The sequence below is a fragment of the Cyclobacterium plantarum genome (genome assembly GCF_011290685.1).
Taxonomy (GTDB): domain Bacteria; phylum Bacteroidota; class Bacteroidia; order Cytophagales; family Cyclobacteriaceae; genus Cyclobacterium; species Cyclobacterium plantarum.
The window spans coordinates 381,834-398,212 of record NZ_JAANYN010000001.1 but is presented as its reverse complement, the minus strand read 5'-3'; the positions used below and the strand labels follow the sequence as shown (position 1 = coordinate 398,212).

Genomic DNA, 16,379 nt, shown 5'->3' with positions numbered 1-16,379 from the left:
CATCACTCAACTCAATTAACTATATGCAAAAATCTATTAAAACACCCTCAAGAGGGCAATGGGGATCCTCATTTGGTTTTATTATGGCCGCTGGAGGATCGGCAGTGGGTTTAGGTAATATTTGGCGGTTCCCATATATAACAGGTCAAAATGGAGGTGGTGCATTTGTTTTTGTTTATGTGCTTTGCGTCTTATTGATAGGTCTTCCACTACTCCTGAATGAAATTGCATTGGGTAGAAAATCAGGCAGAAACCCGGTAGGAGCGATTAAAACAACAGGGGGAAGTAAATTCTGGCAATCAGCGGGTGTTTTGTGTGTCATGGTTTGCTTTGCTGTTTTGAGTTATTATTCTGTCATTGCGGGATGGACCATAGGTTATATTTTTACTGAATTGATCAATATACCGATCGACTTTGAAGATTTTGTCCAAACACCCTTATACGTCATTCCCCTGTGCATGATCTTTATACTCATGACCATCATGGTGGTATTGGGAGGCATTTCCGGTGGTATTGAAAAAGCTGCCAAATTTTTGATGCCCGTTTTGTTTCTCATTATCATTCTCATTGCAGCCAGGGCCGTAACCTTGCCCGGAGCAAGTGCGGGTATAGAATATTACCTTTCTCCGGATTTTTCCAAAATCAACGGAAAAGTAATCCTTTCAGCCCTTGGACAGGCTTTCTTTAGTTTATCTGTTGGTTGGGGCTTAATGATAACCTTTGGTTCCTATTTGCCCAAAAATAACAATGTAATCCGTTCATCCGGATGGATAGCCGGTATGGACAGTATGGTGGCCTTAATGGGTGGTTTGATGATTTTTCCGGCCCTCTTTGCCCTTTTGCCAGGAGTGAGTCCAGACGAAGGTCCCGCTCTTGTATTCAATGTTCTTCCCAGGGTTTTTGATCAAATCGAACCTTTTGGAAATATCATAGGAGGCATGTTCTTTCTTCTATTGCTCGTAGCGGCCCTCACATCGAGCATTTCCATGCTGGAAGTACCTGTAGCCTATTTTATTGATGAAAGAAAATGGTCCAGAAAAAAAGCCGCATGGACCATAGGTATTGCCGCCATGATCCTAAGCATACCCTCATCCCTAGCTGCAGTACAGGGCAATTTCTTTAACAAAATGGGTTTCAACTTCTTTGGAAAACAAATTTCAGGCTTCTTCGATTTAATGGATTTTTTCTTCGGGACGCTAGCCATTGTGGTCATCTGTCTGATGCTAAGCCTATATACCGGCTGGATAAAAAATGTCAAAGAATACGCAGGAGAGTTATCCATGGGTTCAGCTTCGTTTGAAGGCTTCCCAAAAAAGGCATGGATCTTTTTTATCAAGTGGATATGCCCCATCGTCATCATTCTTGTATTGTTAAACATGGTAGGTGTTTTTGGAGAACCGGGAGAAGGTGGCTAAGATTATTTGGCGGAGGAAAATGCATAAAAAAATGGCAATCCCAGAAGGGATTGCCATTTTTTATTTTCCTTAGAAAATCTGTGAATTTACTTTACCAGGACCTGGGATAATCCATGTTAGTATCAGAATCGCCATCTGTTGAAGAATCGGTATACGTCTTTGTTTTGGGCTGGGATATGGGCTTCACCGGCACCTCCTTGTTCCTCTTCGTAGTGGAGCGATCATCTAACATGGAGTAAAGCTCCTCTCTGCTTACCGAATTGATTTTGCTTGATTTGGAAGCTTCCTCAACTTCTTTGGGTGCCAATACCTGAATACCACTATTGATTTGGGCTCCCTTGTGGATAAAAATGGAACTGGTTTTGATATTACCTGAAACCTTTGCATTGGCATAAATGGTCGTTTCTCCTTTAATGAACAAGTCACCAACAACTTCTCCGCTAATGCTGATTTCTTCTGCAATGATATCGCCGGTAATAGAGGCCTTTTCTCCCACCACTACTCTTTTATCGGTCCGAATACTGCCTACCAATATTCCGTCCGCACGTATATCACTTTTAGAGATGATGTCTCCTGTAAGTTCAAATCCAAGTGACAAAACCGTCACTTTTCCCACATTTGGTTCTTCGTTTTGTTGCTTGTTGGATCCAAATTTCATCTGATTATATTTTGATTTTCAAAGGTCATATTTTATCCCTTCTGAAGGTTCCCGACTTTCTGGATAATCTCCTATGATGGACTTCATCCATTTGTGTGTCGGCTGAGCCATTTTTGATTTTATATGACTAATCTTCTTTTTCTTGTTTGAATGTAGTAAGGATAGTTGAGCTGTTTCCCAGGTCCAACCCAACAGCCTTATCCTTAGCCCCTCCACCTATGGCCAAACTATTATAGCAATAACCTATCGAAGCCATTTGTTCTGGAGAATCTGGAACATGCACATTTAATAACCCATCAAATTCATCCCTGAAAAGATTTACCAACTCCACATAATTGGCCCCACCTCCGGCCAAATAGAGATCTGCGGATTTAGAAAAATCACTATCGGAGAAAGCTTTTCTTATGGATGGGGAAATCACGTCATTGTAATATTGGGTGATCACCTGCTTGCGCAATTCTCTTAAGTCTAAACGTTTTCTGTTTAATATAATTGTACCCTCACTAAAGTATTGATCGATCTGATGTTCGGTTTTCAGATCAAGGTAATTGTCCTTCTGAAGCTCTCTGGTAATCAGATTAATGGCATACCGCAGTCCAAAGGTGGACACACTTGACCTTTGTACCAAGCCTCCTTCTGTGCTCAAAATGGCTTCCATAGTACCATAGCCCAGACTTATCATAAAGAAATTTTTTGGTGCATCACTGTACATTTGCCTTACAGCCATACTGCAACCCACCACTTCGGGAATTACTGCTACCCTGTCTACTTCAACAGCCATTTTTTTTCTGCCCCCTCCACCGAAGGTCTGGGTATCATATTCAATTATGTGTTCATTTTCCAACAACCGATATGCATTTTCCTTAAAAACCTGAAAAGTGGAAAATGGAAAACCTGTAGTCACTGTAATGGGACTACCCAACTTCTGGGAGGCCAAAAGAAGTCCGGCTTTCAAAAAGATTTTGTAATCAATTTCTTCAGGTGAACTATTGATGTTTCTGTGAGGCGATGTACCTTCAGACAATGCCAAGTCCCCAACCAAATAACCAATATTGTCATGGTAAATTTTAAGTCCCGAGACCAAATCCTTTGCCACGTTCCTGAGCTCAAGATTACTGCTTTCCAATACACTGGGGTACTTTATTACTTCTATCATGGAATTTTTATTTGCTTTTATCTTTTATAAAACAATTTACCAAGTCCTTTTTCTTAAATATAAGATTAAAAACTATCAAGACCTTAGAAAGTTAAACAAACCATTTCTTTGAAATTTAGGCTTCTTACAAACTTAATTATTTTTCATCAATATATTAAGGAAGCAGGTGACTAACCTTCAGTATAAAGACAAATTAAAGGAACCTTTGCGAAATAACAAGCTACTGCGGCAAGTTTATGCCCATAATTTTGTATTTGATATAAAATCAAGCAATTTTGTATTCTGTCAATAAAAAATTTCAATACCATCTCGGTATCCTGATCGTTTCAAAGCTGGTTTATTTCATGCTGCAACTCAAATTAAAAGGATCCACCATGAAAAAGGTGCTCAAAAATAACCTTATTTTAATGATTTTCCTGTTGGCTTTCGTCCAAACACATGCACAGGAATTTTCTATTGGACCCAAAATCGGTATATCTCAGGGGAATATTTCCGTTAATGGGACAGACTTTACCAAAGGCAATGAAAAACTGGGGTATCATGCGGGTTTATTTGCCAGGCTGGGTGGAAACCGTATTTATATCCAACCCGAAGTGCTATACACCAATACAGGGGGCGAATTTCAAAATTCACAGGGAAACAACACGGTTACCTATACCGCCAGTTTCGATAGAATTGATATCCCTCTGATGGGCGGATTTAAAATCGCCCGGGTTTTCAGGGTTCAGGCCGGCCCAGTGGCCACATTTATCATTGACAGTGAGTTTAGCTCAGGCAATGCTCCCGGTAGCTTTGATCCGGATTATAACAGCACCACTTTAGGCTACCAGGCAGGTATTGGATTAGATATTGCCAATATGATTTTAGATTTTAAATATGAAGGGGCTTTGGGCAAACATGCAGAGTCAATTGCAGGTTTCGCCACAGATCAAAGGCAAAATCAATTGATGCTTTCATTGGGTATTCGTCTTTTTTGAAAGTCATACGAAATCCCACTTAATGTGGAGACTTACCCACCTGATCTAAAAATATCCTGGGTTTTTGATTCAGTTTCTTAAACTGGCTGGGCGTTAAACCCGTTACTTTCTTAAATTGAGCAGAAAAGTGCTGTACGCTACTGTAATCAAGACTCCAGGCGATTTCGCTGATATTCATTGATTCGTAACTCAGCCATTCCTTTGCCTTTTCAATTTTTAAGCCGATAAAATATTGCTCGATGGACATTCCTTCCATACTGCTGAAAAGATGACTCAACCTGCTGTAGGGTAGACCTGTTTTACTGGACAGCAAGTCTGAAAGCGGTGCCTCACCTTTCATGTCACCCCCCTCCAACAGCTGAATTAAGGTAAGCTTCGTCATTTCTACCCAAACTGTTTCCCTGGACCTGGCCAAAGAAAATCCCAAAGCCGTAAGCTTTTCCTCAAAGTCTCTTAAAAATGATTCATCAGGCCTTTGCTCAAACAGCACCTGACCGAGTTCAACCCGCTCAAAATCCACCATCATGGATTTGAGAACCTCCTGTACAGCCATGATACATCTTGGGCATACCATGTTTTTGATCCCGACTTTATGCATGGTATTCAAACAAGGTAAAGGGAAAATAAATTTCATAGTTAAAAAAACGGATCAGTCCCCCATTGCCTGTTTGTATTTTCCCTGGCATTGATCCTAAATATTTAAGAGTTGGACAAAATTACCTGAAAGACCGCATGAACCTTCCCCGAAAACCCTTTTTACGGCTCTTTTATGAGGGAAAAAGATGTGGCAACCCCTTCTTAACATGGGCTTACCTGGCCCGTCTCATTTTGAGTCTTCTGATGACATTCATGTGAATTAGTTGTAATTCAATGGATTGAAAAACCCCTTGTAACCCGGGTTTTTAATTCTCCAGCTGTCAAAGTTTGAGAAGACTATATTTCCCTGAAATTAGGTCAGAGGCAAGAAAAACATTCCGTTGCAAAACCAATTGATTTTAAATGGAATTATCCATAAAACGGACTGGCTTTCCGATTTCAGGATCTCATAAAAAAAATAGGCTGCCCGAAGGCAACCTATTTGCATTGTTGGTGGCTAAATTTATATTATAGTGCGGAAATATAATTTCCAAATCCGCTTTTATCAGATACCTTGAAGCTGATGTTCTCCAACGATCCTATTTTTTCAAACTTGAATTTTTTGCCGAAAGTATCACCTGAAATTGCTTCTTCGAAAATCAATTTTCCCTTTTCGAAAATCTCAAGTTTCTTTTCGGTACCATCCAGGTTTTTCAAAACAAATGCGAGGGTTTGGTTATCCAGAACCTGCACTTTTGCAAAATAGGTTTTTTCGACACTTTTAGGACCTAAGTAAACTTCAAAATCTTCCAGTTTCCCTGCCTCAGCAGCAAAAACCTCAACCTGATAGTTGCCCAAATCCAACTTGTTCAAATCATAATTTTTGAAAAAAACCTTTTCGGCTTCAATGATATCCCTGAAAATCACCCTGTTGTCTTCATTTTTGAATGCCACAGTGATTCTTCCCTCGGGAATTCCCATGTATTTCAACTGGAATTTGTTTTCACCTACCTTTTCAAGGGTAACGATAGGGTTTTCAACAGGTGCTGTAGCGAATACCGCCGTGCTTAAAGAAAAAACGAGTAATGTTACAATAATTAATCTCATGGTAATAAATTTTTAAAGGTTTAGACACTTTTAAAACCTCTTCCCGGGAACCTCCCGAAAAATTTTTGTTTGAGGCTAATTATTTTGGGCGGGTAATTGAATTACTTACGTAAGTATGACACAAATGTAACAGAGAGGATTATACATTGCAAATATATCAATGAAAATATGTAAAAATTAACTATTAATTAATATAAATAGTTAAATATTATGTATTCCTAAATTTAAAAGTAGTGTATGTATGGAACAAAAAATAAGAAACAGGGTGATTTTTTCACTTTAAATACAGGAATAAACAAAATAAAATTTTTTTTAAGGGTAAAAATTGCCCGAAAATAAAATAATATTAAAATAAAAACAGGGACAGCATCTTATTTAATCTAATTCATTGAAATTCAGTTTATAAAAAATATTGTACTCCCTTTCCACCTCGGGCTCGAGATTATCATTAACATAAATAAAACCGTTTTCATCTGCAAAATCCAGTGCCCCATGCACTGGTAATCCATCCAAAACCCCAATTTGTTCTCCGTTGTCCACGACCATATAATAGGGTTTTGCAAAAGCCTCCAAGGCCTCTTTAAATTCCGGTAAATTGTAGTATTGCTCTGATTTGGACCTCAGCTGGGTAATGAGATCAACAGGTATTTTTGTCTTGAACTCAACCAGTAACCGCTCACCGACATACCTGACATAGGTAAAATTGGGATAATCTGAGTAACCTTCCACCTCCTGTCCCCTTTCCGGAAGTCCTTCGGGTAGAAAGCGATGGGACAATTCCACTACCTTTTTCAATTCAGGATATGCTTTGGAAAAATCGTATATAAAAAGTTGATTGCCAATTGCCGGTAAAATGGCCATTTCATGCAGATGGCGGTGATAAGCCACAATGGGTTGGCTTTGCCCGACAAAATCTCCCATCTTTCGGGGAGTCCATTCCTCAGGGTAGGTTTCCAAAAGGTCCAATTGTCCGTTTTCTACGGCATAGGCAAAGACTGTTTTAACCTTTTCATAATATTCCGGCGTTTGAATTTTATCCTTTTCGATGGTTTTGGGATCAAATAAATTTTGCTCCTGCCCAATAATAATCCCTTTTCCCGATTTAGTAAAACTTCGGAAAAAAGTACGATAACTATAAATGGACATGGCGTAAATATCCAATTGAATGGGTTCCAGCAATTTCACCTTCTTTCCTTTCATGTCAAAAATGTGGTAGCCGTTGAAAATTCCCTGGGCCACCCAACGGTCCTGGTCCAAAAATCCATATCCAATCGCTCCATTGGCCCCCACCCCATCCGGGCCTTCATTCAGGATGTCATATTCCTTTAATACAAGGCCTTTATCGTTTACCAGATAAGGCTTTCTGCTCCTGGTCCCCCGCATCAGAAAATGACCCGTGCTCTCCAGGTAATCATCAATGACCAGGGGACTGAGTTCGTCTACCATGATGCTGTCTACCAGACCCAAAGTCAGTTTTGTCATTGGCCCAGATTCTTTCTGATTTTCAGACCTCTTGCATGCATTGCAAAAGAAAAACAATAAAAGGGCGTAAATGCATTTGTTCATAAAAACCTGGTATTAATCATTTTTGGTATTTTTTGGTGCAGACTGCTTTTTCCACAAGAAAACAGGTAAAGCCAGGAAAACACCTACCATGCTAAAAAGAAGGCCTCCAATGGTACCAATGGCCAAAGAAAACCAAAAAATTTCATTCTGCCCCTCCATGACAAAAGGGATCAGACCAAAACAGGTAGACAATACGGTCAATAAAATTGGGGTCGCCTTCCCGGCTACTGCTTTTAACACATTTCTGTTATACTTTCCTACCGTCCTGTTATTTAAATCATTGACTATAAAAATAGCTGCATTGACCGCCAATCCCCCCAACATCACAAAGGCAGCATAGCCCCCCTGATCAAAATAAAAATCAAATACCGAAAAAATTAGGAACAAGCCTATGAAAGAAATGGGTATGATGAAAATTATAAAGAGGGGTTGCTTGAAATTTTCAAACAATATGGAACAGATAAAGAAGATTCCCAAAACCAGCACCAGGAGCAAACCATATTGTCTTTTGGCCTGATCGTAGTTCCAGGTATAGGTCTGCCGGCTCGCGGAATAACCTATAGGCATACTGGCCTTCATTTCTTCCAACACTTCATCCAGGTATTCCCCGCCAAATTTGGCGGAGCCCATGTAATCAAAGGAAACCAGACGAATGTATTGCCGGTCTTCTTTATGCAGGGCATTGGTGGTAGTCTCTTTTTGGAGGGAACCAAAGCCTGAAACTTTAAAGATCCTGTCTTCCCCTGTGATAAGGCTGCTATTTTCCAAATCGTACCTGGAAAAACTGTCAGATTGTTTTTCTCTCACTACCAGGCCATATTGCGCTGAAGCCACCTCCAAAAACAAAGAAGGCTGTTCGTGTCTGGACATGTCATTGAGGGCATTCACCAGCTCATACTGATTTGCCCCGGCCATGGCGAGCCGCTGCTGGTCCAGCCTCAGGACATACTCCTCTGTTTTCTGCTCGCCATAACTCAGTCTTTCATTGGTGTTCACTTCCTGTATCCGGCGATGAGACAATAGCTTTTCTGCCAGAATTTCGGCTTGTTTTTCCAACTCCGTAAAGTTGTACCCTCTCAATTCGGCCCGAAATGAAGGAATCCCTTCCCCGCCGGGACCGGTATAAAAGCCCTGCCCTACCCCATAAATATTCCATCGTACCCCGCTCCAGTCGGTGGATTTCATGGCCAGTCTCCCTTTGAGCCTGTAGGGGAGGGCAGAGGTTTCGTGGGCTTCTTTAAAGGTAATCTCTATCCTGGCACTTTGCCCCGAATTGACGCTAGTCACAAACTTATCTATCCCCTCCACTCCTTTGAGGTAGTCTTCAAATTCTCTGATTATAAAATCCATCTGATCCAGGGTGTTGCCAAAGGGCAAACTGGCATTGACTATCAAACGTGTCCTTTCGGCTTCCCTGTAGGCCGATTTTTCAAACACACCCCGCACAAACATCCTCAGTGTACCACCCAATGCCTTGTCCACATAGGGCCGTATTTCTTCCTGATATACCGTGCTTCCCACAGAATTGTTGTACCATTCCTTATCTTCCCATTTTGCGGGAAGATAAAAAATGGGCAATCCAAAAAGGAGCAACAATGCCGTGATGAAGGCCTTCCTGTACCTGGCAAAAAATGAAATGGAACGAGAAAACACATCGAATGCCCTGACCCTTTTCCTCAAACTGGAAATGGTAAGTCTCCTGCCCCGGGCCCGGGCCCTTCCAAAAAGCAAATCATAGATGGCCGGCGTAAACAGCAAGGCCACCAACAGGGAATTGCCCAGCATCACCGCCACGACAATAGAAAATTCACCTAAATTTTTACGGTCCTCTTCTGGCAACAAAAACACCATCAACAAAGCTGCAATGGTCGTCAGCGAGGCTGCCAGCAATGCCAAAAAGACCTTTCTGTTTTTATGTTTGTGCAAATGGTCGATCATGATAATGGCATTGTCTACGATCAAACCAAATGAAATGGTCAACCCGGCCAGTGAATACAGGTGTATGTCGACTTCAAGCAGGTAAAGCATGATGACGGTGAGACTAACATTCACCAAAATACCCAGGAATAAGGTAAGCAGATAGCGCAGATTTCTGTTGATCAGAAAGATAAATACAATCAATATCAATATGGATAGCCCCGATCTTTTATAGATTTTTTGGAGTTCCTTTTCCAGGAAAGAGGTATTGTCAAATTCCAGCCTCACATCCATGCCTTCGGGAAATAAGGCACTGGCAGTATTTACCTTGTCCTTGATGTTTTGGGCCAACAACACCTTGTTTACTCCATCCCGGCTGTAAATGGTCAGGTTTACGGAATTGTTGCCATTGATTCTGTAGTATCGCTGTGGAGCCGCTTCTTCCATGGTCAGGGTAGCTACGTCTTTAAGGAAAATATCCTTACCCTCAATCCTGCCTATAAGCAGGTTTTCCAGGGCCTCCAGGGAATGAAGGGAACGGTCAATTTCCAGAAAAAGCGATTCACCGGACACATTCATGGCCAGGCCCGGGTAATTTTTACCAAAGGAATTCCGCAATTTATTCTCCAAAAAGGACCTGGAAAACTGAAATGCCTGAAGTTTTTGAATATCATAGGTTACGAAAAGGTACAGTTCATTGGCCCCCCTTACCTCCATTTCCTCAATCGCCTCAATACTGTTCAGGGAGGCTACCAATACATCCTCCGTAATTTTTTTAATTTCAAAAGAGGCGAAAGGGCCATTGATACTAAACGTAAGGATGGGGCTTTTTTCCTGGATGCTCCTTTGCGAGGACTGGGTGATCACAGGGTAGCTGACTTTACTGTCCATGGAGGGATATACCTGCCGGATCAATGCCGCCACCTCAAATTTCTTGTACTCCATATCCGTGTGCTTGTCAAATCTAAGCTGAATGGATCCCTGGTTATAGTTGGAGACAGATGTTGTCTTTTTTAGCTCAGAAATTTGAGATATTGCCCCTTCCAATGGAGAAGTGGCGAGTTTTTCCACCAACTCCGGAGAGGCACTTCTTACCGAAAAGCTGATATTCAAAACCGGCTCCTTTTCTCTTGGATTGAGGTCCACCGACAATTCCGGCAGTAAGGCGAAGCCTATGATGGAGACTACGAAAAAGGCGATGACCAGACGAAAGGGTGTCATGTTTTAAGGGTTAAATATGAAGTATCAGCCTTATGCATGGTTGTATATTTTATTGGATCTCATAGAAATAAAAGGCCACATGGTCCAATTCTTCTTCCACCTTGTAAATCAAACATCAGAAATTCCGACCTGTCCGGTTTAATATCCATGATATTGAGTTCTCCCAGGTAATCGATTACCAAACTGTCCGTGATCACAAATTGGGGTATAAAGTCATCGCCTGATTTATTTTCATGGCCGCTATTGCTACAGGAAAGGCTCAAACCGATCAGCAAAACCATTAGGGCAGGTTGGAAACGGCTTTTGGAAAGCATATTCAAAATTTGAATATTTAGTTGATCTTTTTATCTAGAACTCAATAAAACTAAAAAAATAATTTTTAAAACAAAAATATTTTGCAACTTTTAACTTGAAATGAAAAAAGGGCAGCTTTCCTTCCGGACCGCTACCCTTTTAATATTCTTTGGGATGCTATTGACTACACCCTATTTGGCATAATTCACAGACCGCATCTCGCGGATCACCGTGATTTTAATTTGTCCGGGATATTGCATTTCTTTTTCTATTTTTTGAGATATCTCGAAAGAGAGGCGACCGGCAGTTGTATCATCCACATTATCCGCATCTACCAAAACCCGCAACTCCCTGCCCGCCTGCATGGCAAAACATTTGTTGACCCCATCAAAGCTCAGGGCCAGGTCTTCCAGGTCTTTGAGCCTTTTGATGTAGCTGTCCATGATCTCTCTTCGGGCCCCTGGCCTGGAACCGGAGATGGCATCACAGGCCTGCACAATGGGTGAAAGCATGGAGGTCATTTCTATCTCATCATGGTGGGCTCCGATGGCATTGATGACCTCGGGATGCTCTTTGTACTTTTTGGCCAGCTCCATTCCTAAAATGGCATGTGGCAATTCGGCTTCTTCGGGATACACTTTCCCGATATCATGCAGCAATCCGGCTCTTTTGGCCAGCTTGGCATTGATGCCCATTTCTGCAGCCATGGTAGCACAGAGCTTGGCCACTTCCCTTGAGTGTTGCAAGAGGTTCTGTCCATAGGAGGAACGAAAACGCATCCTGCCTACCATTTTGATCAATTCCGGATGCAGGCCATGGATGCCCAGGTCAATACAGGTTCTTTCTCCGATCTCTATGATCTCCTCATCAATATTTTTTTCCGTTTTGGCCACCACTTCTTCTATACGGGCAGGGTGGATCCTGCCATCTTGAACCAACCTGTGCAAGGACAAGCGGGCTATTTCCCTGCGAACCGGATCAAAACCGGAAATGATAATGGCTTCCGGGGTATCATCCACTACAATTTCAATACCTGTGGCCGCTTCCAGGGCACGGATATTCCTTCCTTCCCGACCAATTATCTTTCCTTTGACGTCATCGCTTTCAATATTGAATACGGAAACACAATTTTCAATCGCGTGTTCTGTTGCTGTACGCTGTATGGTATCCAAAACAATTTTCTTGGCCTGCTTGGTGGCACTCAGCTTTGCCTGGTCCAGAATATCCTTGATATGCGAAGAGGCTTTGGTAGTTGCTTCATCCTTGAGCATTTCTATCAACTGATCCCTGGCTTCTTCACGGGTGAGCAAGGCCACTTTTTCCAGGTCGGTAATCCGCTGCTGGGTTACCTTATCCAACTCGTCCTTCCTAACCTGAACAGCATGCAATTGGGCACTTAAATTTTCCTTTTTGCTGTCCAGTTCGGCTTCTTTGCGCTTGAGCTGTTCCATCTCCTTGGACAAAACCTGCTCCCTCTGCTTGAGTTTGTTTTCGTTGGTAATGAGGATGTTTTTCTTTTTACCAACCTCGTCTTCGAATTCGGATTTGAGTCGAATATACTTCTCCTTGGCCTCCAGTATTTTATCCTTCTTAAGCCCTTCTGCTGTAATTTCGGCTTCCCTTATAATGCTTTTGGCTTTTTCCCTGGCTTCAGCTTCTAACTTTTTGCTGTTATTTTTGATAAACAGCCCTGCGAGTAAAGCTCCAAGCAAAATGCCCACAGCCCCTGATAAAATGATGTATATTGGTATTCCCATAGATATATTTGAGTTTATCTACCGGAAAAAAACATCGTCCACTGTGATGGGTTAAAAGCGGCTATAATTATTAAAGTATGGCTTCAAGGCGTTGGTTTACCTGCAGGATCACATTTTTAACCTGCTCGCTGCCCTCGGTATGATCTTCATTTAACTCCATGGATTCTACCATGCAATCAAAAGCCACCATGGCCAGCAGGTCCTGTCGGTCCTCTAGTCCAAACTCTTCCCTATACTTTTTAATTTTATCGTTAATTAATTTTCCAACCCGCCTGATTCTGGCCTCCTCATCGGCCTTCACTTTCATAGGATATTCCCTATCTCCTATTTTTATTCTGATCGAAAGTGTTTCCATATTTATTCAGACAGGTAAGTAATAATTTTATCGATTTCCTTTATATAGTCATCAATTCTTCCCTTCAATTCAGCAGACGCTTTATTTTCTACCGGTATGTTTCTTACAATTTTACTAATTTTAATTTGATTTTTAAAATCCTCCAATGCTTCTTCCTGATCTGATAGTTTTTTTTGGTACTCCAAAAGTTGATTTTTAAGGGCAGTATTTTCCTCTTCAAGCCTGCTGAACTTCTGTTCAACCTGCTCAGACAACCTTTCCAACCTATGAAGCTCATCGAAAACCCTCATTTTATTTTCTGATCAAAGCACCGGTATTATTTTCAAACATGGCCATTAATTTATTCATGGTTTTATCTATTACTTTATCTGTTAAGGTCTGTTGGTCATCCTGCAGATAAAAACTCAAGGTATAGGCCTTTTTACCTTTTTCCACTTTATCTCCCCTATAAACATCAAATACATTGATCCGTTTAAGTAACTTCCCGCCTGCCTTGAAGGACAATTGACGCAATTGATCAAAACTTACTGCCTCATCAATGACCAAAGACAAATCTCTTCTGACTTCCGGAAATTTTGAAATTTCCTGGAATTTCTCCCTGCTTCTGGCAAGTTTGGCCAACACGTTCCAGTTCAATTCGGCAAAATAAACCTCCTGCTTCACTTCAACCATTTTGCTCAGGGCACCTTCCAGCAATCCTATTCTTCCGAACTCCTGTTGCTCTGCTTTCAATACAAGACCAAAAGCATAGGGAGCTTCCTCAACCACATCTAGCTCCGTTTGAGGGATGTTTAGCTTGGTCAATAAGGCTTCTACTATGGCATATAAGTCCGAAAAACCTACCGGTCTTACCGCCTCAATCCAGTTTTCATGCCTGGAATTTCCAGTCATAAAAAGAGACAACATTTTCATCTCTCTGTACCCCTCCTTCTTTCTCGAATAAACGGATCCAAATTCAAAAAATTTTAAATCCTTTTGTCTCCTGTTGATATTGTGCGCCAAAACTTCCAGCCCGGTAAACAGTAAGGATTGCCTCAAAACACCCAAGTCCTCGCTCAACTTATTCAATATCACCACATCTTCCCTGGAATCCAGGAAGGAGGACTTTTCCGAGTAAGACGATTTCGTGAGTGAATTGGTGATTATCTCACTGTACCCCATTCCTGCCAGCATTTCCGAAACCCTGTATTGCAATTTGTTCAAGTCCTTCTCAGGATGTTCTGCTAAAAAGTCAGACTGATAATTTTCTTCAAGAGGGATGGCCTCAAATCCGTAGATCCGGAGTATTTCTTCGATGATGTCTGCTTCCCTTGTTACGTCTACCCGGTAAGGCTTAACCAATGCCACAAATCCCTCGGCTGTTTCACTACTCACCTGGATATCCAGGGATTCCAGGATTTTTTTGATTTCACGGCTGTCAATTGCCTTACCGATTAACCTGTCGATATGCCTGAATTTTACCGGAACCTGAAAGTCGGCTACAGGCTCGGGATAAAGGTCCGTAATTCCGGAACTGATGACTCCGCCTGCCAGTTCTTTGATCAGCATGGCTGCCCTTTTCAGTGCAAAGACCGGCATGTTGGGATCTGTGCCACGTTCGAAGCGAAAAGAGGCATCTGTTTTGATCCCGTGGTGTTGTGCCCCTTTACGGATAATATCGGCACCGAAACAGGCACTTTCCAGGAAAATTGAGCTGGTGGTTTCACTCACCCCGGAATCCAGTCCTCCCAGGACACCTGCCATGCACAGCCCTTCTTCCCGGTCACAGATCATCAATTCCTCTCCGGTCAGCTTTCGTTCTTTTCCCTCCAGGGTGATGAATTTTGTTCCGGAAGGTAATTTCTTTACCTGTATTTCTTCTCCCTTAATTTTATCCGCATCAAAAGCATGTAAGGGCTGGCCCAGGTCATGCAAAATAAAATTGGTCACATCCACCACATTGTTGATAGGATCCAGGTCCAGGGCTTTCAGATAATCCTGCAGCCACTTGGGAGAGGGCCCAATTTTCAAACCGCTAATGGTTAACCCGGCGTACCGGGGACAGTCTCCGCTATCGGCCACGGATACACTGATGGTTCGCTCTTCATGGTCCACTTTAAAGTCACTGACATCTGGTAAAACCAATACTTTGCCCAACAAAGCCTTTAAATCCCTGGCCACGCCCAAATGGGAAGCTGCGTCGGCCCGGTTAGGGGTGAGTCCGATTTCCAGCACATCTGTGGTATTTATGTCAAATAATTTAACAACTGGGCTTCCGTTGGGTAAATCAGTCTCCAAAACCAGAATACCTTCATGGCTGCTACCCAGCCCCAATTCATCCTCAGCGCAAATCATCCCCTGAGAAACTTCTCCCCTGATTTTGGCCTTTTTGATTTCAAATGGCTTGCCATCATTTGTGTAAAGGCTTGTTCCTACAGTAGCCACAGGCACTTTTTGTCCTTTGGCCACATTGGGAGCGCCGCATACTATGGGCACAATTTCCTCACCAATATCCACCTCTGTCAGGCTAAGTTTATCCGCATTTGGGTGGGGCTCACAACTGACAACTTCCCCAACGACCACCCCCTTAAGACTTCCTTTTATGGATTCATAGGTCGTCATTCCTTCCACTTCCAATCCGGAAGCTGTCAATAAATGGGCAATTTCCTCAGAAGAATGATCAAAAGGAATATAATCTTTAAGACGGTTGATCGAAATTTTCATTATTATGATTTTGACTTAAATACAAATTTACGATAATTGGCCTCTACTGAAAGGTTATTTATCGTAATTTTTCTCCCCCGCCTTGATGGGAATTTCAAGAATATTTTCCCGAGGCGGAATAGGGCAGGCAAAATCAGGGTTGTATGCGCAATAGGGATTAAAAGCCAGGTTGAAGTCAATGGTAATGGAAGATTGCCCATCTTGCCTGAGGTTTAAATACCGACCTCCTCCATAAGTTTCTTCCCCGCTGGTTTCATCCGCAAAAGCAAGAAAAAAATTCCGCAGATCCGTTTCATCCTCGGCTTGAAGCAACAACAACTTTACTGGTTTTTCCGCCAACTCAAATTCTGCAAAAGAATGCCTGATATAGCGCTCTATAGATCCATCTGTCATGGGAATCTCCAGAATTCTTTTATTTGCGACAGGCACCATCCTTGCCCGCACTTTATATGATGGATCAATGGGATAAAAATCCAGGGAGTCCAGCTCTTGTTTCTGGTCCTCCTTGAGAGGCGACTCCATGTTGAACTTCAAAAACTTAAATTGTCGTTCTCTTTCCGCTTCTATGGTCTCCTGATACAATTCGGGGTTTTCCGTACCTGTAAAGGTATAAATCAGGGAAATTCCTATCACCAGGGCCACTAAAGTCCAAAATATGCTGTTTTTATTCATTTTCA

14 protein-coding genes are annotated in these 16,379 nt (G+C 42.0%); 2 read left to right on the top strand and 12 right to left on the bottom strand.

Annotation, left to right across the window (positions count from 1 at the left end):
- The first annotated feature begins 23 nt into the window (after nt 1–23).
- Nucleotides 24–1,415 carry a sodium-dependent transporter gene (locus G9Q97_RS01685; RefSeq protein ID WP_166142501.1) on the top strand — a complete coding sequence of 464 codons (1,392 nt, stop codon included), beginning with the start codon at nt 24–26 and terminating at the stop codon, nt 1,413–1,415.
- Between the two features lie 91 nt (nt 1,416–1,506).
- Here the strand turns inward: G9Q97_RS01685 and G9Q97_RS01680 are convergent, their stop codons facing one another.
- Nucleotides 1,507–2,073, bottom strand: a complete 567-nt coding sequence (locus G9Q97_RS01680; protein WP_166142499.1) for a bactofilin family protein — start codon at nt 2,071–2,073, stop codon at nt 1,507–1,509.
- A 127-nt stretch (nt 2,074–2,200) separates the two neighbouring features.
- The gene (locus G9Q97_RS01675) at nt 2,201–3,250 is read right to left on the bottom strand and encodes a ParM/StbA family protein (RefSeq protein WP_291372159.1); all 1,050 of its coding nucleotides are present in this window, start codon (nt 3,248–3,250) and stop codon (nt 2,201–2,203) included.
- Nucleotides 3,251–3,603: 353 nt separating this feature from the next.
- Between G9Q97_RS01675 and G9Q97_RS01670 the strand changes: the two genes are divergently transcribed.
- Nucleotides 3,604–4,206 (top strand): porin family protein, encoded by a 603-nt coding sequence (locus G9Q97_RS01670; protein ID WP_166143444.1) that lies wholly within the window; start codon nt 3,604–3,606, stop codon nt 4,204–4,206.
- A gap of 19 nt (nt 4,207–4,225) precedes the next feature.
- Here the strand turns inward: G9Q97_RS01670 and G9Q97_RS01665 are convergent, their stop codons facing one another.
- From G9Q97_RS01665 to G9Q97_RS01620, 10 genes are all read right to left on the bottom strand, one after another.
- Entirely contained in the window at nt 4,226–4,840 is a 615-nt protein-coding gene (locus tag G9Q97_RS01665) for a helix-turn-helix domain-containing protein (RefSeq protein ID WP_246255326.1), read from the bottom strand.
- A gap of 470 nt (nt 4,841–5,310) precedes the next feature.
- Nucleotides 5,311–5,889, bottom strand: a complete 579-nt coding sequence (locus G9Q97_RS01660) for a hypothetical protein (RefSeq protein WP_166142493.1) — start codon at nt 5,887–5,889, stop codon at nt 5,311–5,313.
- Between the two features lie 375 nt (nt 5,890–6,264).
- Nucleotides 6,265–7,371: a hypothetical protein gene (locus G9Q97_RS01655; RefSeq protein WP_166142491.1), complete on the bottom strand. Its 1,107-nt coding sequence runs from the start codon at nt 7,369–7,371 to the stop codon at nt 6,265–6,267.
- Between the two features lie 96 nt (nt 7,372–7,467).
- Nucleotides 7,468–10,593, bottom strand: a complete 3,126-nt coding sequence (locus tag G9Q97_RS01650; RefSeq protein WP_166142489.1) for an efflux RND transporter permease subunit — start codon at nt 10,591–10,593, stop codon at nt 7,468–7,470.
- Nucleotides 10,594–10,652: 59 nt separating this feature from the next.
- Complete coding sequence (locus G9Q97_RS01645) at nt 10,653–10,907, bottom strand: hypothetical protein (protein WP_166142487.1); 255 nt, start codon at nt 10,905–10,907, stop codon at nt 10,653–10,655.
- A 171-nt stretch (nt 10,908–11,078) separates the two neighbouring features.
- Nucleotides 11,079–12,644 carry a ribonuclease Y gene (rny, locus tag G9Q97_RS01640; RefSeq protein ID WP_166142484.1) on the bottom strand — a complete coding sequence of 522 codons (1,566 nt, stop codon included), beginning with the start codon at nt 12,642–12,644 and terminating at the stop codon, nt 11,079–11,081.
- A 70-nt stretch (nt 12,645–12,714) separates the two neighbouring features.
- Complete coding sequence (locus G9Q97_RS01635) at nt 12,715–12,999, bottom strand: cell division protein ZapA (protein WP_166142482.1); 285 nt, start codon at nt 12,997–12,999, stop codon at nt 12,715–12,717.
- Between the two features lie 2 nt (nt 13,000–13,001).
- Nucleotides 13,002–13,289 (bottom strand): hypothetical protein, encoded by a 288-nt coding sequence (locus tag G9Q97_RS01630; protein WP_166142480.1) that lies wholly within the window; start codon nt 13,287–13,289, stop codon nt 13,002–13,004.
- Between the two features lies 1 nt (nt 13,290).
- Nucleotides 13,291–15,702: a phenylalanine--tRNA ligase subunit beta gene (pheT, locus tag G9Q97_RS01625; RefSeq protein WP_166142478.1), complete on the bottom strand. Its 2,412-nt coding sequence runs from the start codon at nt 15,700–15,702 to the stop codon at nt 13,291–13,293.
- A gap of 54 nt (nt 15,703–15,756) precedes the next feature.
- Nucleotides 15,757–16,374, bottom strand: a complete 618-nt coding sequence (locus tag G9Q97_RS01620) for a DUF1684 domain-containing protein (protein ID WP_166143442.1) — start codon at nt 16,372–16,374, stop codon at nt 15,757–15,759.
- Nucleotides 16,375–16,379: the final 5 nt, after the last annotated feature.

Excerpts from the sequence above, each read along its gene's own strand:
- G9Q97_RS01685 (WP_166142501.1), top strand. The coding sequence starts at position 24 with ATGCAAAAATCTATTAAAACACCCTCAAGAGGGCAATGGGGATCCTCA.
- G9Q97_RS01680 (WP_166142499.1), bottom strand. The coding sequence starts at position 2,073 with ATGAAATTTGGATCCAACAAGCAACAAAACGAAGAACCAAATGTGGGA.
- G9Q97_RS01670 (WP_166143444.1), top strand. The coding sequence starts at position 3,604 with ATGAAAAAGGTGCTCAAAAATAACCTTATTTTAATGATTTTCCTGTTG.
- G9Q97_RS01665 (WP_246255326.1), bottom strand. The coding sequence starts at position 4,840 with ATGAAATTTATTTTCCCTTTACCTTGTTTGAATACCATGCATAAAGTC.
- G9Q97_RS01660 (WP_166142493.1), bottom strand. The coding sequence starts at position 5,889 with ATGAGATTAATTATTGTAACATTACTCGTTTTTTCTTTAAGCACGGCG.
- G9Q97_RS01655 (WP_166142491.1), bottom strand. The coding sequence starts at position 7,371 with ATGACAAAACTGACTTTGGGTCTGGTAGACAGCATCATGGTAGACGAA.
- G9Q97_RS01650 (WP_166142489.1), bottom strand. The coding sequence starts at position 10,593 with ATGACACCCTTTCGTCTGGTCATCGCCTTTTTCGTAGTCTCCATCATA.
- G9Q97_RS01645 (WP_166142487.1), bottom strand. The coding sequence starts at position 10,907 with ATGCTTTCCAAAAGCCGTTTCCAACCTGCCCTAATGGTTTTGCTGATC.
- rny (WP_166142484.1), bottom strand. The coding sequence starts at position 12,644 with ATGGGAATACCAATATACATCATTTTATCAGGGGCTGTGGGCATTTTG.
- G9Q97_RS01635 (WP_166142482.1), bottom strand. The coding sequence starts at position 12,999 with ATGGAAACACTTTCGATCAGAATAAAAATAGGAGATAGGGAATATCCT.
- G9Q97_RS01630 (WP_166142480.1), bottom strand. The coding sequence starts at position 13,289 with ATGAGGGTTTTCGATGAGCTTCATAGGTTGGAAAGGTTGTCTGAGCAG.
- pheT (WP_166142478.1), bottom strand. The coding sequence starts at position 15,702 with ATGAAAATTTCGATCAACCGTCTTAAAGATTATATTCCTTTTGATCAT.
- G9Q97_RS01620 (WP_166143442.1), bottom strand. The coding sequence starts at position 16,374 with ATGAATAAAAACAGCATATTTTGGACTTTAGTGGCCCTGGTGATAGGA.